Below are 19,254 nucleotides of genomic sequence, written 5' to 3' on the forward strand. Positions count from 1 at the left end.
ATTTTGAAGTTTTTTTGAAGTCGTTTTCTTGAAAACACCTTCAACCTCAACAACTTACCGCTTGCCTCGCTGCGTTCAACGCTGCGAGGTGGCGAATAATACGCCATTTGAATTAGGAGTCAACACCCCGATTCAAAAAACTTTAACTCCACCTCCGGCAACTAATCGCCAGCACTTTGGATCTGTAGAGAAACACCAAGCGGAGCGGCCTGGCCATGAGCGATGAGCAGAGCGAAAAGACCCCAGGTCTGTCGCCAGATGAAGAGCAGGAGGTCAGTCATAACCAGCCACCGCGCGCGGCGGTGCTGCACGAGATCATACGCTACCAGGGAGACCAGGAACTGGAGCGAACCCTCGCAGCCCTGTGGTGGTCGGCACTGGCTGCCGGCCTGACCATGGGCTTGTCACTGATGGCGATGGGCTTGTTCTATGCCCGCCTGCCCGAGGGCGACAGCGCGCAGGTGATCGCCAGCCTGGGTTACAGCGCGGGTTTTCTCGCGGTGATTCTTGCCCGCCAGCAACTGTTCACCGAAAACACGCTGACCGCCGTGCTGCCGGTCATGACCACGCCGACCCTGACCAACCTCGGTCGCCTCCTGCGCCTGTGGAGCATCGTCCTGCTGGGCAACCTGGCGGGCACCCTGCTGGTGGCCTGGGTCATGCTCGAACTGCCGATCTTCGACAGCAAGACCGACATCGCCTTTCTCGATATTGGCCGCAAGGTGATGGAGAACGGCATCGCCCAGATGTTCGCCAAGGGCATCGTCTCGGGCTGGATGATCGCCACCATGGTCTGGATGATCCCGTCCATGGAGCACGCCAAGATCTGGATCATCCTGATGATCACCTACCTGATGGCCCTGGGGGATTTCACCCATATCGTGGTCGGCTCGGTCGAGGTGTCCTATCTGGTCTGGGCCGGCGAACAGACCTGGCAAGCCTTCTGGCTGCAGTTCGCCCTGCCCACGCTGGCCGGCAACATCATCGGCGGCAGCTTCATCTTCGCCCTCATCAGCCACGCCCAGGTACGCAGCGATAGCGGCAAGCCGCCCTCGCGGCTATTAAAGGATGGCAAAACCTCGAAGACCGATGGCTAGCGTGTCGCGACAGCGCGCTCGACCGCCCTGCCCTTCTGCGGCAGCGGCCGTGGCCGCCACCAGTTCTGCCCCGGATGGGGAGAGTCGAGACTGATCCGCTCCCCCATCTGCGGCGTGCTCAGCGGGACCTGCGCCGCGTTGGCCAGCGCCAGAATGCGTTCGAACGGTTCCTGCCAGCTGTGGATGGAAAGATCGAACGTGCCGTTATGAATCGGCAGCAGCCAACGGCCACGCAGATCCAGGTGTGCCTGCAGACTCTGCTCTGGCTGCATGTGTACATTGGGCCAGGCCAGGTTGTAGGCGCCGGTTTCCATCAGTGTCAGGTCGAACGGTCCGAAACGCTCGCCGATTTCGCGAAAGCCTGCAAAGTAGCCAGAGTCGCCACTGAAGAACAGGCGCATGCCCTCATCGATCATCACCCAGGACGCCCATAAACGTCGGTTGCTGTCGAACAGCCCGCGTCCCGAGAAATGCTGCGCGGGCGTGGCGACGAAACGCACGCCTTGCACTTCGGTCTCCTGCCACCAGTCCAGCTGCCGCACCTTGGCTGGCGGCACGCCCCATTCGATCAGCAGGTCGCCCACCCCCAGCGGCGCCAGGAAATGCTCGGTGCGCGGCGCCAGGCGACGTATGGTCTGTTCATCCAGATGATCGAAGTGGTCGTGAGAGAGAATCACCGCAGTCAGCGGCGGCAGATCGTCGATGTCCAACGGTGGCGCGTGAAAGCGCAAGGGCCCGGCCCATTGCACCGGAGAGGCGCGCTCGGCGAAAACCGGGTCGGTAATAAAGAAGCGCCCGCGCAACTTGAGCAATACAGTGGAATGCCCGAGGCGCCACAAGCTGCGATCCGGGGCATCGGCCACCTGCTGGCGGGTCATGGACTGCACACTGAGCCCCGTGCCAGGGCGGGTTTCTGGCGGCTTGCGCAGCAGCAGGTACTTGATACCGATGCGCAGCTTCTTGAGCGCGCCATCCTTCGGCAATTCGACCTGATTGTGGAAACGTCCATCCCGGCGCGGTGCCGGCTCGCCGGCAGGGGTAGCCATGGGAACCATGAGCATGAGCACTCCGAGCAAGAGGAAAGCCTTCATGTTACTCCACAGGGACCGGATCAACCGTGAATTGGCTTGTAAGGTCATTTTTCGCCGATGAGCGATTGTTCAACAATATTCACGCGACTTATGCGATAAACGGCGCCTCACAGAAGAACGACAACCATGATCGACAACCGCAGCGGCAAAGGGATTTCTTTCGTCAGGCGCATCTACCTGCCGCGGATCATCGGCCTGGGTATCGGTCTGTTCAGCGTGATGGCCGCCATCGCCCCCCTGTCACCGCCGTCTTGGGCCTGGGCCCTGTTGCTGTTCAATGGCCTGGCCTGGCCGCATGTGGCCTATCAATGGGCATTGCGCTCGACAGCGCCCTACCAGGCCGAGCAACGCAACATGCTGATCGACTCGCTGATGGGCGGATACTGGACCGCGGCGATGCATTTCAATCCATTGCCCACCGTCACTATCCTGTCGATGATGACCATGAACAACGTCGCCGCTGGCGGCACGCGGCAGCTCGGACGCGGCCTGCTGGCCCAGCTGTGCGGCATGCTGCTGGCCAGCGCCCTGCTTGGCACCGGCCTGCAAACGCAGGCGACGCCCCTGCAGGTACTGGCCTGCCTGCCGATGCTCACGCTCTATCCATTGGCCCTGGGCTGGGTGTGCTACCAACTGGCGATCAAGCTGGCCGAGCACAAGCGCCGGCTAAGCGCCCTGAGCCGTACCGACAGCCTCACCGGCCTGCTCAATCATGGCTCATGGAAAGACCTGCTGCTGCTCAAGTTCCAGATCTGCCAGCAACAGCAACTGCCAGCGGTCGTCGCCCTGATCGATATCGACCACTTCAAGGCCATCAACGACACTTACGGCCACGTGGTCGGAGACTGTGTCCTGCGCCAGCTCAGCCAGGAACTCAAGCGCAACCTGCGCGAGGACGACCTTGCCGGGCGCTACGGTGGCGACGAGTTCTGCGTGATCCTCCCCAATAACGGGCAAGCCCAGGCCTGCCTGGCCATGGAGCGTCTGCGCGAGCGTGTGGGCGCCTATCGCAACCCGCAGCTGCCGGACCTGCGCATCAGCCTGAGCATTGGCATGGCGCCGATCCACCCCAGCATGCCCTCGCCCGAGCACTGGCTGGAACAAGCCGACAGAGCCTTGTACGCAGCCAAGCACCAGGGCCGCGACCAGGTCAATTTCGCCCGTGGCGAGGTCACACCGCTCAAGCTGGCCTATCCTGACTGAACCTTCCCCCAGGCCGGGCGGAAGACTGCAGTTGAAGGAGTCGCCCGTACATGGACAGGAACGTCGACCTTTCACCCTCGAGCCCTACGTCACACCGGCAGGTGCGTCGCCTGGTCGGCGCGTTCTGCGCCCTGTTCGGGCTTGCCTGCCTGTTCACCCTGGTGGCGCTGTTCAACATCGCCGCCACGCTGGACCGCCAGGAGCAGGCGCAAAGTGCCTTCCACGCCACCCAGGCGCTGGAGCAGCGGCTGCTGGCCTCGCGCCAGTTCCTTTCCAGTTACGCGGTCTGGGATGCCGCCTACGAGCACCTGGTCGGCAAGGTCGACTGGCAGTGGGCCTACGACGAAAAGAACATCGGCGAGTCGCTGTACAGCGCCAGCGGTTACGAAGGCGTCTTCGTGATCGAGGACGGACGCACCAGCTACGCCCTGTTCAAGGGCAAGCCCACCGACTCGCCCGCCGGCGCGCACATCGACAGCCCCCTCGCGCCCCTTATCGAAGCTGCACGCAAGGCCGCGCCGGCCCGCGAGCAGATTACCCATTTCGTGCGTTTCAATGGCTGGCCTGCGGTGCTCAGCGCGGCGGCGGTACGCCCGGACAAGGACGTGACCGAGGCCGATGTCAGCCAGGCACCGGTGATGGTGTTCGTCGACCAGCTGACCGACGCCAAGCTGGCTGCGCTGGGCGCGGGCGCGGGCCTGACCGGCATGCGCCTGGAGAAGGACAGCGCCGCCCAGGCCGAAGAGCCCCATATCGCCCTGGGTGATACCGGCTATCACCTGGCCTGGAACAGCCCGCAGCCAGGCCGCCAGTTGCTTCATGCCTTCCTGCCGCCACTATTGGCCGTCCTGGCACTGCTCGGCCTGGTGCTGCTCTACCTGTTCCGGCACGCCTTGCGCAGCTCCCGGGCCATCGATGCCAGCCTGTTGCGCCTGCAGCAAAGCAACCGCGCCCTGGAAGCCAGCGAGCAGCGCTTCCGGGCAGTGGCCGAAGCCGCTTCCGACTGGATATGGGAAACCGACCGCCACCATCGCCTGACCTATCTGTCGCAACGCTTCGCCAGCGTCACCGGCTACCGGATCGAGAACTGGCTCGGACAGCCGCTCAATCAGTTGCTGTCCTGCGACACCACGCCCCTGCTGCCCTGGCTCGACAGCCAGGCCGACAGCGACCCGCAGCAGTTGGCGAACCTGCGCTGCAACTACGATGACGCCAGCGGGCAGAACCGCTACTGCCGCATCTCGGCGCGCTCGATCGTGTACGAGGGCAAGCTAGCCGGTTTTCGCGGTACCGCCAGCGACATCACCGACGAGGTCGCCGCCCATGCCCGGATCCAGCACCTGTCCATGCATGACGCGCTGACCGGTCTGGCCAACCGCAACAAGCTTTCCCGGCACCTCGAGCAAGCCCTGCTGCGCGGCAGCGATGCGCCTGCGCTGACCCTGCTGCTGCTCGATCTGGACAGTTTCAAGCCGATCAACGATTCGCTCGGTCACCCGGCGGGCGATGCGGTGCTGCAGGAAGTGGCGACCCGTCTGCGCGATACCACCCGCGACGGTGACCTGGTCGCGCGCCTGGGAGGGGACGAATTCGTCCTGGTGCTGCTGGGCCTGGATAACCGTAGCGAGATCGATCGCTTCTGCGCGCGCCTGCTCGACCTGCTGCAGCAGCCTGTCAGCTTCGAGGAGCATCAGTTGCATGTCGGCGCCAGCATCGGCATCGCCCAGACCCGGACCCAGGGCTTCGACGCCGGCGAACTGATCCGCTGCGCCGATATCGCCCTGTATCAGGCCAAGGCCGACGGCAAGAACACCTGGCGCTACTTCTCGCCGGAGATGAACCAGCAGATCCAGTACCGCCGACAGCTGGAAAACGACCTGCGCCGGGCGATCAAACAGCACGAATTCGTTCTCTACTACCAGCCACGCTACCGCCTCGACGGCCTGCGCATCGTCTCGGTCGAGGCCCTGCTGCGCTGGCAGCACCCGCAGGAGGGCCTACTCGGGCCGGATACCTTCATTCCGCTGGCCGAGCAGAGCGACCTGATCGTCCCCCTGGGGCGCTGGGTACTGAGCGAGGCCTGCCGCACCGCGCGCGAATGGCCCGACGAACTGCTGGTCTCGGTCAACCTGTCGCCAGCGCAGTTCTCGCGCAGCGATGTCGTCGCCGACGTGCGCCAGGCCTTGCTGGAAACCGGATTCCCAGCCCAGCGCCTGGAGCTGGAGATCACCGAGAACGTCATGCTCAACGATATAGAAGGCGCCCTGGGCACGATGCTGGCGCTCAAGGAGCTGGGCGTTCGCCTGAACATGGATGACTTCGGCACCGGCTACTCGTCGCTGGGCTACCTGCGCACCTACCCGTTCGACAGCATCAAGATCGACAAGCGTTTCATCGCCGGGCTGAGCAGCCAGAGCGGCAACGACCGGGCGGTGGTCCAGGCCATCATCAACCTGGGCAAGGCCATGGGGCTGACCGTGACGGCCGAAGGGGTGGAGACCGAGCAGCAACTGAAGACCCTGGACAAGGAGCAGTGCCACGAGGTGCAGGGCTACTACCTGAGCAAACCGATGGACCGCGAAGGATTCGAGGCGCTGCTGGCGGGACGCGACGCCCGCCAGGATGTGTCCTGACCCGGCGGGAACGGGTCGCGCGCCGCGATGACCTCGTTCCCACAGGATGAACACTGCCCCCGAAATCAGCGCAGGTTGCGCTCGGCGACGATCTCCGGCAGGTCGGTGCGCTGCAGATAAAGACGTAACGGCTCGCCGATGTTCAAGCGATCGTCGACATGCTGCGCCAGCAACAGCGCCAAGCGCTCACGGCAGAGCGCCATGCGCGCCTCGGTCTCGGGCCGCCAGACGAACTCGCTGCACGGGGTGATGCTGTCGTCGGCCACATCCATGCCGAACGAGTCCTCGGAAAACCGCACGATATGGGTACCGCGCTTGCCGTGGAAGCCGACGAAGCCTCTGAGCTGGTCGGCAGCGTTGCAAATATCCTGGGAAGTGATGGCCATGGCGTTACCTCGCATGAAGAACCGGAAGTGACGCACACAGGGCAAGCGGTCGCCTCTGGCGGGCAACGCGCAGGCCCAGCCTAGCGCAACTGCCAGACCGTTCGCCAAGATTTTTTTGCCCGGCCCGACGGCCCGCTAGAATGATTTTTCGAGCCCTTTCGCCGCCATCGGACCCGCACCTTCATGACCCAGGCCGCCAATGCCGACATCGCCATCATCGGTCGCATCAATGCCGTGCCGGCCATCCTCCAGGTGATCTGCGAGACGACCGGCCTGCGCTTTGCCGCCGTGGCGCGGGTCACCGACAACAGCTGGACCGCCTGCGCCGTGCTCGACACCCTTGGCCTGGGCCTGGCGGTTGGCAGCCAACTCGACGTCGCCACCACCCTGTGCCACGAGATCCACGGCACCCGCCAGACCATCGTGATCGACAAGGCCAGCGAGGACCAGCAGTACTGCCACCACCCCACACCACGCCTGTACCGTTTCGAAAGCTACATCTCGGTCCCGGTGCTGCGTACCGACGGCAGCTTCTTCGGCACCATCTGTGCCCTGGATCCCCAGCCGACACCGCTCAAGGGCACGGCGATCCAACCGATGATGGAGTCCTTCGCCCGCCTGCTGGCGATCCAGATCGAGAGCGAGGAGAACGCCCAGCGCACCGAGCGCGCCCTGCGCAAGGAGCGAGCCATGGCAGAGGTTCGCGAACAGTTCATCGCCGTGCTTGGCCACGACCTGCGCAATCCGCTGTTCGCCATCACCGCCGGCGCCGAACTGCTCAGCCAGCGCCTGCGGGATGACAAGCAACGTGCCATCGCCCTGCACATCCTCACCTGCGGTCAACGCGCCAACCAGCTGGTGCGCGACATGCTGGACTTCGCCCGGGGGCGCCTGGGTACTGGCATCCCGCTGAACCTACAGCCATGCCACGACTTGCCCGAAGCCCTGCGCCACGTCGCCTCCGAGTTGCAGCGGATTCACCCGCAGCGGCGCATCGCCCTGGATATCGGCCAGGTTGGCGGCCTGTCGTGCGATCGCGAACGGATCACCCAGCTGCTCTCGAACCTGATCGCCAACGCGCTGGTGCATGGTGATCCCCAGGGCACGGTGACCGTGCGCGCCACGCTCGCCGACGGCACCTTCACCCTGAGCGTGCACAATCAGGGCGCGCCAATTCCTGCGCAGACGCTGCCCCTGCTGTTCCAGCCCTTTAGCCAACCGCTCTGCGACGCCCCTGGGCAAGGCCTGGGCCTGGGCCTGTACATCGCCAACCAGATCGCCCTGGCCCACGGCGGCCAGATGGAAGTGACGTCGAGCCTGGAGCACGGCACGTTGTTCAGTTTCCGCCTGCCATCGGGTCGACCTGGGACGCCAGCAACACCGTCAGCCAGTTCATGAACGCCTGGACCCGGCGCGGCACATGGCGCTGCCGCGCGTACAGCAGCGACACCGGCATGGCCCGTGCCTGCCAGGGCTCGAGCAACGACACCAGTTCGCCCTTGCGCAGGTGCTCCTCGACGCCCACCGCCGGCACCTGGATCAGGCCGAGACCGGCCAGGCAAGCGGCGGAATACGCCTCGGCGTTGTTCACCGTGACCACGCCGGCCATGGCCTGGAAGCACAACTGGCCACCCTGCTCGTACTCGAAGCCGGGGCTGCGCGCGCCGAGGCTGCGCACGTAATGAACCAAGCGATGGCTGGCCAGGTCTTCGAGCCGCTCTGGCACGCCATGCCGCTCGAGATAGGCCGGGCTGGCGCAATTGCGCATGCTCAGGCTGCCTACCGGCCGGGCCACGACATCCAGGTCGCCCAGCGCGCCGATGCGCATGACGCAGTCGAACCCCTCGCGCAGCAGGTCGACCTGACGGTCGGTGCAACTGATTTCCACCTCCAGGCGCGGGAAACGCTCGAGAAAACCCGGCAGCGCCGGCACGATCACCCGCCGCGCCATCATGGTCGGCAGGTCGATGCGCAGGCACCCGGCCAGCTCGGCATCGTCGGCGCTGAACAGGCTTTCGATCTCGTCCATGCCCGACAACAGGTCCTTGCCGCGCTCATACAGCAAGGCGCCATCCTGGGTCGTCCGCACCCGGCGCGTGGTGCGATTGAACAGCCGCGTGCCGAGCAGGTTCTCCAGCGCGCGCACTTGCTCGGAAACGGTCGAGCGCGGCAGGCCGAGGCTTTCACCGGCCAGGGTGAAACTGCTGAGTTCGCTGACCCTGACAAAGGTGCGCAACAGATCCAACTTGTTCATCAAGGCCTCAATTGTCCATTCATCACGAACAGTATTTCCAAAATCAGCGGATTTAACAGACCTCGACCGACCAATAACCTGTCGCTAACCACCACCCCACCGAGGTAACCGACATGACCCGCAAGATCGCACTCATCACCGGCGCCAGCCGCGGCCTGGGCAAGAACACCGCTGAGCACCTTGCCGCCCGCGGCATCGACGTCATCGGCACCTACCATAGCAAGGCCGATGAAGCCCAAGCCGTGGCCATCTCGCTCGAACAGGCCGGCGTGCGCGCCGCCATGCTGCAGCTGGATGTCAGCGACAGCGCCAGCTTCGGCGATTTCGCCCAGCGCCTGGGCGAATCCCTCGAACAGCGGTTTGGCCGGCGCCAACTGGACTTTCTGGTGAACAACGCTGGCATCGGCTTGAACGTCCCCTTCAGCGAGACCAGCGAAGCGCAGTTCGATCAGTTGCTGAACATCCAGCTCAAGGGCCCCTTCTTCCTCACCCAACGCCTGCTGCCGCTGCTGGCCGATGGTGGACGCATCGTCAACATCTCCACCGGCCTGACCCGTTTCGCCCTGCCCGGCTACGCCGCCTACGCCGCGATGAAAGGGGCCATGGAGGTGCTGACCCGCTATCAGGCCAAGGAACTGGGCGCACGCGGCATTCGCGTGAACATTCTCGCCCCGGGTGCCATCGAGACCGATTTCGGCGGTGGCGTGGTGCGCGACAACCAGCAGGTCAATGACTACATCGCCGGCAACACTGCCTTGGGCCGGGTCGGGTTGCCCGACGATATTGGCGCGGCGATCGCCCTGTTGCTGGAGGATGGCAATGGCTGGATCACCGGACAGCGCCTGGAGGTGTCTGGAGGGATGTTCCTCTGAGATTGATCCGCCCCGACGAGGGCGGGTCTTGCCTCAAGGTCCCATCAAGGCCTGGTGCAGGCTGGCCAGTGCCGGCAACGCCAGGGCCTGGCTGCTCATGCACAGGCCAATCCGTCGCCTGAGCGCCAGCCCCGGGCCCGGCTGCCAGTAGACTCCTGGATGGCGCTCGACCAGCGACTGTGGCAGCCACGCCGCGCCCAGCCCGGCGGCGACCATCGCCAGGACCCGTTGCAGCGAGCCGGCCTGGCCGACCTGCTCGCCCTCGCCATACAACCCCATCAAGCGCTGGTGCGAAGGGTGCTGCGGGCAGGTGATCCAGCGCCCATTCGGCTGGCTGCCGGTCGCCACGACCAGCACGAACGCCTCCTCCCAGAGCGGCAGGAACAATTCGTCCTCGCAACGCTGGGCCTCGTCGGCCAGGCGCGCATCGCCCTCGCAGCCCTCGAGCAGCGTCAGCTGCAACCCTGCCACCGCCTGGCTGGCCAAGCGCACGCAGGCCTCGACCTGAGCCGGTGCGATGTCCGCCTCGATGCCCAACGCCAGCGCTACCCGCTCTTGGCCCTGGCGAAAGCGCAGGCGCAGCGCGTCGGCCTCGGCCACCATGCGGCAGGCCTGTGGATACAGCTCACGCGCCTGTTCGCTGACTTCGACGCCGCGGGCCTGACGCAGGAACAGCTCGGCGCCCAGGTCCTCCTCCAGTTGGCGAATGGTCACCGACAAGGTCGGCTGGGCCACGCACAGACGCTGCGCGGCCAGCGTGATGTTGCGCGCTTCAAAGACCGCGATGAATGCTTTGAGATGACGAATATCCATAGACAAAACCGATGCCAGCCAAAGAAATAAGCCGTTTTTCATGGTCAGGAGCGCTACCTAGAATACCGACCATCGAAAGCGATTATGCCTGGGAGGCAACCATGAACAAACCACTGATCATCGTCACCGGCGCCAGCTCCGGTATCGGCGCCGCCACCGCCCGTCTGTTCAGCGCCGCCGGCCATCCCCTGCTGCTGCTCGCCCGCCGGTTGGAACGCCTCGATGCCCTGGCATTGCCCGATTGCCTGTGCCGCGCCGTGGATATCCGTGACCGTGCGGCACTCGTCGCCGCCGTGGCCGAGGCCGAGGCGCTTTACGGTCCGGCCGATGCCCTGGTGAACAATGCCGGGGTGATGCTGCTGGGGCAGATGCACGAGCAGGACCCGGAACAGTGGGAACGCATGTTCGACATCAACGTCAAGGGCCTGCTCAACGGCGTGCATGCGCTGGTCGGCGGGATGATCGAGCGGCGCCATGGCACCCTGATCAACGTAAGCTCGGTGGCCGGACGCAAGACCTTCCCCAACCACGTGGCCTATGTCGGCAGCAAGTTCGCCGTGCACGGGCTGTCGGAGAATCTGCGCGCGGAACTGGCACCGCACAATGTGCGGGTGGTGACCATCGCCCCTGGCGCGGTGGAGACCGAATTGCTCGGGCATACCACCGATGAGGACATCAAGCGCGACTACGAGGCGTGGAAGGCCAATGACATGGGCGGCGTGGTGCTGACGGCGCAGGACGTGGCCGGGGCGATCGTCTGGGCGTATCAGCAACCGCAGCAGGTGTGCGTCCGCGAGATCGTGCTGGCGGCGACCGCCCAGCAGCCCTGAGAACCCGCCCTTCAGAGCTTTGGGTGAGAGGGATATTGACCGAGCGAGGGCCTTAAACTCTAACGGCGAACACCTTGAAAGCAATGGCCTGAAAACGCGCTATCGATCGTTAGCCGGCACGCCGGTCTCCGCGCGCTCCTCGTGAACTTGCACGCTTGCGGTCATGCCGGCGCTCAGCGTCACCCCTGCGGGGATTTGATCCAGGCGGATCCGCACCGGGATCCGCTGCGCCAGCCGCACCCAGTTGAAGGTCGGCTCCACTTCGGGCAACAGCTGCCCGTCCGGCGTCGAGTTGCGGTCGGTGATCCCCCGGCTGATGCTCTGCACATGCCCTTGCATCGAGTCGCCAGCGCCCATCAGCCAGACCTTGACCGGGTCGCCGACGCGGATCCTCGGCAGCTTGGTTTCCTCGAAATAGGCCTGGATGTAGAACGTGGAGTCGTCCACCAGCGCCATCACCGATTGCCCGGTATTGACGAAGTTGCCCTCGGCCAGGCGCAGGTTGGTGATGTGCCCGCCACGCGGGGCGCGCACCTCGCTGCGGGCCAGGTTGATCTTCGCCACCTGCAACTGCGCCTGGGCCTGGTGTAGTTCACCACGGGCGACGGCAGCGTTGATCTGGGCATTCTCGCGCAGCTCCGCGCTGATCGCCTCAGGCCCCAGGGCGGTGCGCCGCGCGGCTTCACGGTCACGCAGGCGCAGCTGCTGGGTGCGGGTCTCGACCACGGCGCTGGCCTGGTCGAAGGCGGCCTGGAAACGTTCGCGATCGATGGTCATCAGCAGGTCGCCCGCCTTGACCTGCTGGTTGTCATGCACCTTCAGCGCACTTACCCAGCCGGACACGTCAGGGGCGATCACCACCACGTCGGCCCGCACCCGGGCATCTCGGGTCCAGGGCGTGAGCATGTAGTACTGCCAGAGCTGATAGCCGGCGAACACGGCGAGGATCACCACGCACAGGGTGACCAGGGTACGTACGGCTGTACGCATGGACTTACTCCTTACAAAGGTCCCAGCAGCCTCACCACCAGGTACAACACGCACACGAACAGCGCGGCGTCGAACAATGCCTCGTGCCAGATCCACCGCCCCAGGGGCGTGGCCTGGACGAAGATGCGCACCAGGCCGGTGACCACCAGCGCCATCAATACATAGATCAGAAACGGGCTGAGCAGCACGCCCCCCAGAGCCCACTCACGCAACCCCATGCACGTCCTCCTGCCAAAGGCACCACTTGCCCCAGCTCTTGCGCAGCTGCAATACCGCGCCGACGGCCAGGCGCAGCGGGTCGCTGGGCGGCTGGCCGCGCAGGGCCTCGATGAACTGTTCGGTGGCGGCGTCCAGCCGCTTGCCGCGCCCGGGGGCCGGGCCGCTGGCGAGCACCGCCTCCAGTTGCCTCAGGTACGCGCGCTCGGCATCGCCCAGCGGCGCCTTCGCCACCGCCAGGCACATGCGCAGATGCACCAGTTCGTCGCCGATGTCCAGGCCATGCAGCCCGTCGTCCCAGCGCTTGCGCTCGGCTTCGGGCAGCTCGCTGGCATGTCGCGCCAACTGCATCAGGCGGTCGGCCATGCGCCCGCCGAACCAACTGTCGGCGCCGCGCAGATCGCGTCGGGTCAGGCGTACCAGGTCGCTCTGCGTGGCGGCGCGCAGGCGGCGACCGAGCCAGGCCGGGTGACGCAGTACCAACAGACGGAACGCCAGCACCGCGGCGCCCACGCCAAGCAGCATGGCCTGTGCGCTGTTGAGCATGCTCGCGACATCGAAATGCATGGCGTTGAGCGGTGCGACCAGCACGATGAAATGCAGGCAATAAGAGGTGGCGGTAGCGCCGATGCGTGGGTGTGCCATGCCCAGGGCCCCGAAGAACAGCGGCACGCCCATTGCCAGGCAGAGCATGGCGAAGCTGCTCCACTGCGGCAGTAGGATCTGCCCCACCAGGAACGCGACCGGGATCGCCAGCAGGATGCCGCGCAGGAAGCTCAGGCCGATCTGCGCGCCGTTCTCGCGGCTGGCGAACAGGCTGCAGACCACGCAGGTCAGCACCAGCCCGCCTGGCGCCGACGGCCAGGCGGTGGCTAGCCAGAAGCTGCTCATGGCCAGGAAGGCCAGGGCACTGCGAGAGCCGAACAGCAGCGCCAGGGACAAGTCACGGTGGGCAGCCAGGCTCTGGGCCACCTCCTTCGGCGCCCTGCCCTGCTCCACGTCGCCAAGGGCCCCGCTGGCGGCCATGGCAAAGTCCAGCAACAGGGTCAGGCGCGCCAGGCAGTAATGTTCGGCGGGGCTGATGGTTTGATCGTGAGCCGCATCCCAGACCCGCTGACGCAACACCAGCAGGCTGGGTTGATCGGGCGCGGCCAGTTGCGTGCGCACTTCTTCCAGCCAAGGCGCCAGGCGTCCGGCCTCGCTTGCGTCGAGCTGACGCCACTGTCGGCGCACCGAGCGGGCGATGCGCAGCAGCACCATCAGTTTCTGGCTGAGACCGCTGATCGCACGGGCTCGCTGGCGGCCACGGCGCCCCTCGAACCAGGCATGTTCACGTTGCGTGTCGATGGCGACGATGCGCCCGAGGCTGTCGAGCAGGCCTTGGCGTGCACTCTCCTCGCCGCCGAGCATGGCGCTGGCCGCCTGCAGGCCATTCTGCCAGGCCTGGCGTGCCTGACCGGCAAGCTGCTGTTCGACCCGAAGCGGCCAGACCAGCGCGCTGCTGAGCGTGGCGCAGCAAATGCCCAGGCTAATCTCGGTACAGCGCGCCACGGCCTGGTCGAACACCTGCAGCGGATGATCGATCGCTGGCAGGGCGATGATCGCCGCCGTGTAGCCGGCGAGCACGTAGGCATAGGCCCAGGCGCTGCGCAGCTGGGTGGACGCCGCGGTGCACAGCGCCAGCCACAAGGCCAGGGTCAGCAGGAACAGCCAGGGCGTCTGCGCGAACAGGCCGATGAACACCACCGACATGAAGGTACCGACCAAAGTACCGACCAGACGGGCCAGGCCTTTCTGCACCACCATGCCCGACAGCGGCTGGGCGACGATGAAAGCAGTCATCAGCGCCCAGGCCGGCTGCTCCAGGCCCCAGCGCAGCGCCAGCCACAACGCCAGGCCGCCACCGAACAGGGTCTTGATGGCGAACTTGAGGGCGAGACTGCTGGGGGCGAACAGGGCCTGGAAGGTGATGGGCACGAGGCGGACCTTGGCAAGGCGGTGTAGTACAAGAAAGATAGACAATGCAAAGCAGGATAAATCGAGAACGATTAATTAGCTAGCTAATCATCATTTTAGCGTTCTTCGCGGCCAAGCCCCACAGTGACCGCGCCGATCTCAAGCCATGCGCTGTACCTGTGGGAGCGGGCTTGTCGGGGCGCCGAACCGCCGCGAAGGGCTGCAAGGCAGCCCCGAAGCCTGCAATGACTTTTCCATGGGCAAAAAAATGGGCGACCGAAGTCGCCCTAAATGCCTTGCGTGCTCGTGAATCGGGAAGGCTCAGCGCTGGTTGCGCTTCTTCGCGTCCTTCCAGATGAAAATGCCCAGACCGGCGAAGAAGGCCAACATCAACCCGACCGTTACCACTCCGGCGATAACCACGTTGTCGAAGAACATGTCGGCCCCTCCCTTGGTGTGCCGTCATCCGATGGGTGCAAGGTAACCAATGCAGGGCGGGGGAAAATTGACCGGAGTCAAAGGTGCCCGGGACCGGGCACGCGAGGCGGGCGCAGGGTTGACCTGCATCAAGTTTCAGCGTTTCTTGGGCTTGCCCTTGGACTTCTTCTTTTTCGCCTGCCCCAACGGCATGGCCTGCTCGAAGGCCTGGCGCATGTCATTCAGGCGCTTGTCGTTGAGGTCATGGATGCGTTTGGCGCGCTCGGCGCCGAAATCGATCAGGTTGTCTTGGCTCATGGCGGGCTCGACGGACAGCAGAGGCCTTCATGATGAAGGCAAGCGCTCGTGCTGACTAGTCAGACTTCGATGTCCACCAGCAATCCCTGGCGGGTACGCTCGCCCAGTGGCGCCACCGGCACGGTGTTGTCGGCATTCAGCTCATCGCCGGGCACGGTGTTGTCGGCATTCAGCTCATCGCCGGGCACGGCCTCGTACCGCTCGCCTTCGGCCTGCTGGCGACGCTGCTGCTGGCGCCGCTGCTCATCGCGCAGCAGCAAGGCCTGCTCCTCGGGGTCGCGATGGTTCTTCAGGTCGATGGCGCCATCACTGGAGGTTGGCTGCGCGGGCACCACCGGCGCGATCGTCGGCGGCGGCTTGACCGGATCCTGTTGCGAGGTCACGGGGGCGGCACTGAGAGGAATGATGGGCGGCAACATGGGGTGGGTCTCCTATAGCCTTTTTGTCGGCTGGTGGTCCGCCGCCTTGAATGCCTGCGGGCGAAGGTGTGCGGCGCATCACAGCGCCGCGGCTGCCTGAAGTATAGCGTGGCCTTACTCGGCCTCGTCGTCCGGGTCGTCCTCCGACGGCGTGGCGGAATCGCTCCAAGGCCGTTTGTAGACCTGCTGCCAGACCGCATCCAGGTGCGCACGCAACACTTGCGGGGCATTCTTCAGTGAAGCGCTGTCTTCGCGCTCGCCACCGAACGGGTCTTCGCCCGGCGGCGTGATCAGCGACTGCCCGGTGATGGTGTAGACCGCCTGGCCCTCGCGCATCTCGATAGCGATGTCATGGGGGTCGATGCCGCCGCCGCAGAATGAATGACTGGCCACCGTCACCTCGGCGATGCCGTCCTTGTTCAGGTCGCTGACGTCGCTGACATCGGTGTAGAAGTCCACGTCGAGGTCCAGGCCGGCGCAGGTGGTTTCCTGCTCGTTCTGCCAGCGTGGCCTGAACACCTCGCCACTGCTCGCGCGGCCATACAGGGTGGCCTTGAGCACCACCTTGTCCACTTCCTCCTCGGTGTCAGGGTCGGTGGCCTGGCCATCGACCCGGCTCAGCACCAGCAGCCCTTCGCCTTCGCGGTCGTGGAAGTGCACGCTCTTGATCGGCGTCTGCACGCCCAGCACTTCCAGTTGCTCGGTCGGGATCGGCGGCAGGACCTCGAAACTCTTCTGTTCACAGGCGGCCAGCAGCGCCAGGCTGCCCAGGCCCAAGGAGACGTTCAACCAGCGGTGCTTGGCAAACATGGTGGCGCAGGGTCCTCATGGCGGGCGGTGTTCGTCGATGAACGCGCTAGACTCTGTAGATTCTTTGGTCTGGCGCAGCCGATCCGTTAACATAGCCGGCTTTGTTCATCGCGGGAGTTTTGGCAGTATGGCGCAGCAGTATCAACCGGGGCAACGCTGGATCAGCGACAGCGAAGCCGAGCTCGGTCTTGGGACCATCCTGGCGCAGGATGGCCGCCTGTTGACCGTGCTCTACCCGGCCACCGGCGACACCCGCCAATACTCGCTACGCAACGCGCCGCTGACCCGCGTGCGGTTCTCGCCAGGCGACCAGATCACCCACTTCGAGGGCTGGAAACTGACCGTGCGCGAGGTCGACGATGCCGACGGCCTGCTGGTCTACCACGGCATCGACGCGCAGAACCAGCCGCGTACGCTGCCCGAGACGCAGCTGTCGAACTTCATCCAGTTCCGCCTGGCCAGCGACCGCCTGTTCGCCGGGCAGATCGATCCACTGTCGTGGTTCTCGCTGCGGTACAACACCCTGCAGCACACCAGCAAGCAGATGCTTTCCAGCCTGTGGGGCCTGGGCGGCGTTCGCGCGCAACCCATCGCCCACCAGCTGCACATCGCCCGTGAAGTCGCCGACCGCATCGCCCCACGGGTACTGCTGGCCGACGAAGTGGGCCTGGGCAAGACCATCGAAGCCGGCCTGGTGATCCACCGCCAGCTCCTGTCGGGCCGCGCCAGCCGTGTGCTGATCCTGGTCCCGGAGAACCTGCAGCACCAGTGGCTGGTGGAAATGCGTCGGCGCTTCAACCTGCAGGTCGCGCTGTTCGACGCCGAGCGCTTCATCGAAAGCGATGCCAGCAACCCGTTCGAGGATGCCCAGCTGGCGCTGGTCGCCCTGGAATGGCTGGTTGATGACGAAAAGGCCCAGGATGCGCTGTTCGCCGCCGGCTGGGACCTGATGGTGGTCGACGAGGCCCACCACCTGGTGTGGCACGAGGAGCAGGCCAGCCCCGAGTATTCGCTGGTCGAGCAACTGGCCCAGGTCATTCCCGGCGTGCTGCTGCTCACCGCCACCCCCGAACAACTGGGCCAGGACAGCCACTTCGCCCGTCTGCGCCTGCTCGATCCCAACCGTTTCCACGACCTGGCCGCCTTCCGCGCCGAAAGCGAAAACTATCGTCCGGTGGCCGAGGCCGTCCAGGAGCTGCTCGACGAAGGCCGCCTGTCGCCCAAGGCCCACGCCACCATCCAGGGTTTCCTCGGCGCAGAGGGCGAGGCGCTGCTGGCCGCGGTCAGCGATGGCGACAGCCAGGCCAGCGCCCGCCTGATCCGCGAGTTGCTCGACCGCCACGGCACCGGCCGCGTGCTGTTTCGCAACACCCGCGCGGCGATCCAGGGCTTCCCCGAGCGTCAACTGCACCCCTATCCCCTGGCCAACCCCGACGCCTATGCCGAACTGCCGTCGGGCGAGCGTGCCGAGCTTTACCCTGAAGTGGCCTTCCAGGCCCAGGGCGAGACCGCCGACGACGAGCGCTGGTGGCGCTTCGACCCACGGGTCGACTGGCTGATCGACACCCTGAAGATGCTCAAGCGCACCAAGGTCCTGGTGATCTGCGCCCACGCCGAGACCGCCATGGACCTGGAAGACGCCCTGCGCGTGCGCTCCGGCATCCCGGCCACGGTATTCCACGAAGGCATGAGCATCCTTGAGCGTGACCGCGCCGCCGCCTACTTCGCCGACGAAGAGTTCGGCGCCCAGGTGCTGATCTGCTCCGAGATCGGCAGCGAAGGTCGCAACTTCCAGTTCGCCCATCACCTGGTGATGTTCGACCTGCCGGCCCACCCGGACCTGCTCGAGCAGCGCATCGGCCGTCTCGACCGGATCGGCCAGAAGCACACGATCCAGTTGCACATCCCGTACCTGCAGGACAGCCCGCAAGAGCGCCTGTTCCAGTGGTACCACGAGGGGCTCAATGCCTTCCTCAATACCTGCCCGACCGGCAACGCTCTGCAGCATCGGTTCGGTCCGCGCCTGCTGCCGCTGCTGGCCGGTGGCGACGACAAGGGCTGGAGCGCCTTGGTGGCCGAGGCCCGCGCCGAGCGCGAGCGCCTGGAAGCCGAGCTGCACAGCGGTCGCGACCGCCTGCTGGAACTCAACTCCGGCGGTGCCGGCGAAGGCCAGGCGCTGGTCGAGGCGATCCTCGAACAGGACGACCAGTTCGCCCTGCCGATCTATATGGAAACCCTGTTCGACGCCTTCGGCATCGACAGCGAGGACCATTCGGAAAACGCCCTGGTGCTCAAGCCGAGCGAGAAGATGCTCGACGCCAGTTTCCCGCTGGGCGACGACGAAGGCGTGACCATCACCTACGACCGCGGCCAGGCGCTGTCGCGCGAGGACATGCAGTTCCTCACCTGGGAACACCCGATGGTCCAGGGCGGCATGGACCTGGTGCTGTCCGGCTCGATGGGCAACACCGCCGTGGCGCTGATCAAGAACAAGGCGCTCAAGCCCGGCACCGTGCTGCTCGAACTGCTGTACGTCAGCGAGGTGGTGGCCCCACGCAGCCTGCAGATGGGCCGCTACCTGCCGCCGGCCGCGCTGCGCTGCCTGCTCGACGCCAACGGTAACGACCTGGGCGCGCGCGTGGCCTTCGAAACCCTGAATGATCAGCTCGAAAGCGTGCCCAGGGCCAGTGCCAACAAGTTCGTCCAGGCCCAGCGCGACGTGCTGGCCCAGCGCATTGCCGCAGGCGAGGCCAAGGTCCTGCCGGTGCATGACGAGCGCGTGGCCGAGGCCCGACAGCGCCTCACCGCCGAGGCCGATGAAGAGCTGGCACGCCTGACCGCGCTCAAGGCGGTCAACCCGAGCGTGCGCGACAGCGAGATCGATGCGTTGCGCAAGCAGCGCGAGGACGGCCTGGCGGCGCTGGAAAAAGCGGCGCTGCGTCTTGAAGC

Annotated in this window: 18 protein-coding genes; 7 read left to right on the forward strand and 11 right to left on the reverse strand. The window is 65.4% G+C overall.

What is annotated here, in order from left to right; translation table 11 throughout:
* Positions 1 to 215: 215 nt before the first annotated feature.
* On the forward strand, positions 216 to 1,097 hold the full coding sequence (locus N5D48_RS21870) for a formate/nitrite transporter family protein (RefSeq protein WP_279887923.1): 882 nt from the start codon (positions 216 to 218) through the stop codon (positions 1,095 to 1,097).
* On the opposite strand, the gene N5D48_RS21875 is transcribed toward N5D48_RS21870, so the two are convergent.
* Entirely contained in the window at positions 1,094 to 2,188 is a 1,095-nt protein-coding gene (locus tag N5D48_RS21875) for an MBL fold metallo-hydrolase (protein WP_279887925.1), read from the reverse strand. The genes N5D48_RS21870 and N5D48_RS21875 overlap by 4 nt on opposite strands.
* A gap of 126 nt (positions 2,189 to 2,314) precedes the next feature.
* Here N5D48_RS21875 and N5D48_RS21880 point away from each other — a divergent pair, with 126 nt between their 5' ends.
* Both N5D48_RS21880 and N5D48_RS21885 read left to right on the forward strand, forming a co-directional pair.
* On the forward strand, positions 2,315 to 3,391 hold the full coding sequence (locus tag N5D48_RS21880) for a diguanylate cyclase (protein WP_279887926.1): 1,077 nt from the start codon (positions 2,315 to 2,317) through the stop codon (positions 3,389 to 3,391).
* A gap of 50 nt (positions 3,392 to 3,441) precedes the next feature.
* Complete coding sequence (locus N5D48_RS21885; RefSeq protein ID WP_279887927.1) at positions 3,442 to 6,024, forward strand: EAL domain-containing protein; 2,583 nt, start codon at positions 3,442 to 3,444, stop codon at positions 6,022 to 6,024.
* Between the two features lie 65 nt (positions 6,025 to 6,089).
* Here the strand turns inward: N5D48_RS21885 and N5D48_RS21890 are convergent, their stop codons facing one another.
* The gene (locus tag N5D48_RS21890) at positions 6,090 to 6,410 is read right to left on the reverse strand and encodes a DUF2025 family protein (RefSeq protein WP_279887928.1); all 321 of its coding nucleotides are present in this window, start codon (positions 6,408 to 6,410) and stop codon (positions 6,090 to 6,092) included.
* Positions 6,411 to 6,593: 183 nt separating this feature from the next.
* On the opposite strand from N5D48_RS21890, the gene N5D48_RS21895 reads away from it, so the two are divergent.
* Positions 6,594 to 7,808: a GAF domain-containing sensor histidine kinase gene (locus N5D48_RS21895; RefSeq protein ID WP_279887930.1), complete on the forward strand. Its 1,215-nt coding sequence runs from the start codon at positions 6,594 to 6,596 to the stop codon at positions 7,806 to 7,808.
* Here the strand turns inward: N5D48_RS21895 and N5D48_RS21900 are convergent.
* A complete protein-coding gene (locus N5D48_RS21900; protein WP_279887932.1) occupies positions 7,747 to 8,664 on the reverse strand; it encodes a LysR family transcriptional regulator in 918 nt (305 codons plus the stop codon). The two genes, N5D48_RS21895 and N5D48_RS21900, sit on opposite strands and share 62 nt — an antisense overlap.
* Before the next feature lie 113 nt (positions 8,665 to 8,777).
* Between N5D48_RS21900 and N5D48_RS21905 the strand changes: the two genes are divergently transcribed.
* Positions 8,778 to 9,536, forward strand: coding sequence for an SDR family oxidoreductase (locus tag N5D48_RS21905; protein ID WP_279887934.1), 759 nt, complete (start codon positions 8,778 to 8,780; stop codon positions 9,534 to 9,536).
* A gap of 33 nt (positions 9,537 to 9,569) precedes the next feature.
* Here N5D48_RS21905 and N5D48_RS21910 read toward each other — a convergent pair whose 3' ends face one another.
* A complete protein-coding gene (locus N5D48_RS21910; RefSeq protein ID WP_279887935.1) occupies positions 9,570 to 10,349 on the reverse strand; it encodes a LysR family transcriptional regulator in 780 nt (259 codons plus the stop codon).
* 101 nt (positions 10,350 to 10,450) lie between these two features.
* Here N5D48_RS21910 and N5D48_RS21915 point away from each other — a divergent pair, with 101 nt between their 5' ends.
* Positions 10,451 to 11,179: an SDR family oxidoreductase gene (locus N5D48_RS21915; protein WP_279887937.1), complete on the forward strand. Its 729-nt coding sequence runs from the start codon at positions 10,451 to 10,453 to the stop codon at positions 11,177 to 11,179.
* A 99-nt stretch (positions 11,180 to 11,278) separates the two neighbouring features.
* On the opposite strand, the gene N5D48_RS21920 is transcribed toward N5D48_RS21915, so the two are convergent.
* From N5D48_RS21920 to N5D48_RS21950, 7 genes are all read right to left on the reverse strand, one after another.
* Positions 11,279 to 12,169: an HlyD family secretion protein gene (locus N5D48_RS21920; protein ID WP_279887938.1), complete on the reverse strand. Its 891-nt coding sequence runs from the start codon at positions 12,167 to 12,169 to the stop codon at positions 11,279 to 11,281.
* 11 nt (positions 12,170 to 12,180) lie between these two features.
* Entirely contained in the window at positions 12,181 to 12,387 is a 207-nt protein-coding gene (locus N5D48_RS21925) for a DUF1656 domain-containing protein (RefSeq protein ID WP_279887939.1), read from the reverse strand.
* Positions 12,374 to 14,362 carry an FUSC family protein gene (locus tag N5D48_RS21930; RefSeq protein ID WP_279887941.1) on the reverse strand — a complete coding sequence of 663 codons (1,989 nt, stop codon included), beginning with the start codon at positions 14,360 to 14,362 and terminating at the stop codon, positions 12,374 to 12,376. The genes N5D48_RS21925 and N5D48_RS21930 overlap by 14 nt, the downstream gene beginning before the upstream one ends.
* Before the next feature lie 300 nt (positions 14,363 to 14,662).
* Positions 14,663 to 14,779 carry a cytochrome c oxidase subunit CcoM gene (ccoM, locus tag N5D48_RS21935; protein ID WP_279887943.1) on the reverse strand — a complete coding sequence of 39 codons (117 nt, stop codon included), beginning with the start codon at positions 14,777 to 14,779 and terminating at the stop codon, positions 14,663 to 14,665.
* Between the two features lie 135 nt (positions 14,780 to 14,914).
* Complete coding sequence (locus N5D48_RS21940; RefSeq protein ID WP_279887944.1) at positions 14,915 to 15,076, reverse strand: hypothetical protein; 162 nt, start codon at positions 15,074 to 15,076, stop codon at positions 14,915 to 14,917.
* A 59-nt stretch (positions 15,077 to 15,135) separates the two neighbouring features.
* Positions 15,136 to 15,495 (reverse strand): aspartate-semialdehyde dehydrogenase, encoded by a 360-nt coding sequence (locus N5D48_RS21945; protein ID WP_279887945.1) that lies wholly within the window; start codon positions 15,493 to 15,495, stop codon positions 15,136 to 15,138.
* 114 nt (positions 15,496 to 15,609) lie between these two features.
* Entirely contained in the window at positions 15,610 to 16,305 is a 696-nt protein-coding gene (locus tag N5D48_RS21950; RefSeq protein WP_279887946.1) for a hypothetical protein, read from the reverse strand.
* A 127-nt stretch (positions 16,306 to 16,432) separates the two neighbouring features.
* On the opposite strand from N5D48_RS21950, the gene rapA reads away from it, so the two are divergent.
* A partial coding sequence (gene rapA, locus N5D48_RS21955) for an RNA polymerase-associated protein RapA (protein ID WP_279887947.1) occupies positions 16,433 to 19,254 on the forward strand: 2,822 nt, incomplete at its 3' end.

The organism is Pseudomonas sp. GD03858, assembly GCF_029840925.1.
Taxonomy (GTDB): Bacteria; Pseudomonadota; Gammaproteobacteria; order Pseudomonadales; family Pseudomonadaceae; genus Aquipseudomonas.

What these genes read in the sequence shown, in the direction of transcription:
- N5D48_RS21870 (WP_279887923.1), top strand. Translation starts at nt 216, where the DNA reads ATGAGCGATGAGCAGAGCGAAAAGACCCCAGGTCTGTCGCCAGATGAA.
- N5D48_RS21875 (WP_279887925.1), bottom strand. Translation starts at nt 2,188, where the DNA reads ATGAAGGCTTTCCTCTTGCTCGGAGTGCTCATGCTCATGGTTCCCATG.
- N5D48_RS21880 (WP_279887926.1), top strand. Translation starts at nt 2,315, where the DNA reads ATGATCGACAACCGCAGCGGCAAAGGGATTTCTTTCGTCAGGCGCATC.
- N5D48_RS21885 (WP_279887927.1), top strand. Translation starts at nt 3,442, where the DNA reads ATGGACAGGAACGTCGACCTTTCACCCTCGAGCCCTACGTCACACCGG.
- N5D48_RS21890 (WP_279887928.1), bottom strand. Translation starts at nt 6,410, where the DNA reads ATGGCCATCACTTCCCAGGATATTTGCAACGCTGCCGACCAGCTCAGA.
- N5D48_RS21895 (WP_279887930.1), top strand. Translation starts at nt 6,594, where the DNA reads ATGACCCAGGCCGCCAATGCCGACATCGCCATCATCGGTCGCATCAAT.
- N5D48_RS21900 (WP_279887932.1), bottom strand. Translation starts at nt 8,664, where the DNA reads ATGAACAAGTTGGATCTGTTGCGCACCTTTGTCAGGGTCAGCGAACTC.
- N5D48_RS21905 (WP_279887934.1), top strand. Translation starts at nt 8,778, where the DNA reads ATGACCCGCAAGATCGCACTCATCACCGGCGCCAGCCGCGGCCTGGGC.
- N5D48_RS21910 (WP_279887935.1), bottom strand. Translation starts at nt 10,349, where the DNA reads ATGGATATTCGTCATCTCAAAGCATTCATCGCGGTCTTTGAAGCGCGC.
- N5D48_RS21915 (WP_279887937.1), top strand. Translation starts at nt 10,451, where the DNA reads ATGAACAAACCACTGATCATCGTCACCGGCGCCAGCTCCGGTATCGGC.
- N5D48_RS21920 (WP_279887938.1), bottom strand. Translation starts at nt 12,169, where the DNA reads ATGCGTACAGCCGTACGTACCCTGGTCACCCTGTGCGTGGTGATCCTC.
- N5D48_RS21925 (WP_279887939.1), bottom strand. Translation starts at nt 12,387, where the DNA reads ATGGGGTTGCGTGAGTGGGCTCTGGGGGGCGTGCTGCTCAGCCCGTTT.
- ccoM (WP_279887943.1), bottom strand. Translation starts at nt 14,779, where the DNA reads ATGTTCTTCGACAACGTGGTTATCGCCGGAGTGGTAACGGTCGGGTTG.
- N5D48_RS21940 (WP_279887944.1), bottom strand. Translation starts at nt 15,076, where the DNA reads ATGAGCCAAGACAACCTGATCGATTTCGGCGCCGAGCGCGCCAAACGC.
- N5D48_RS21945 (WP_279887945.1), bottom strand. Translation starts at nt 15,495, where the DNA reads ATGTTGCCGCCCATCATTCCTCTCAGTGCCGCCCCCGTGACCTCGCAA.
- N5D48_RS21950 (WP_279887946.1), bottom strand. Translation starts at nt 16,305, where the DNA reads ATGTTTGCCAAGCACCGCTGGTTGAACGTCTCCTTGGGCCTGGGCAGC.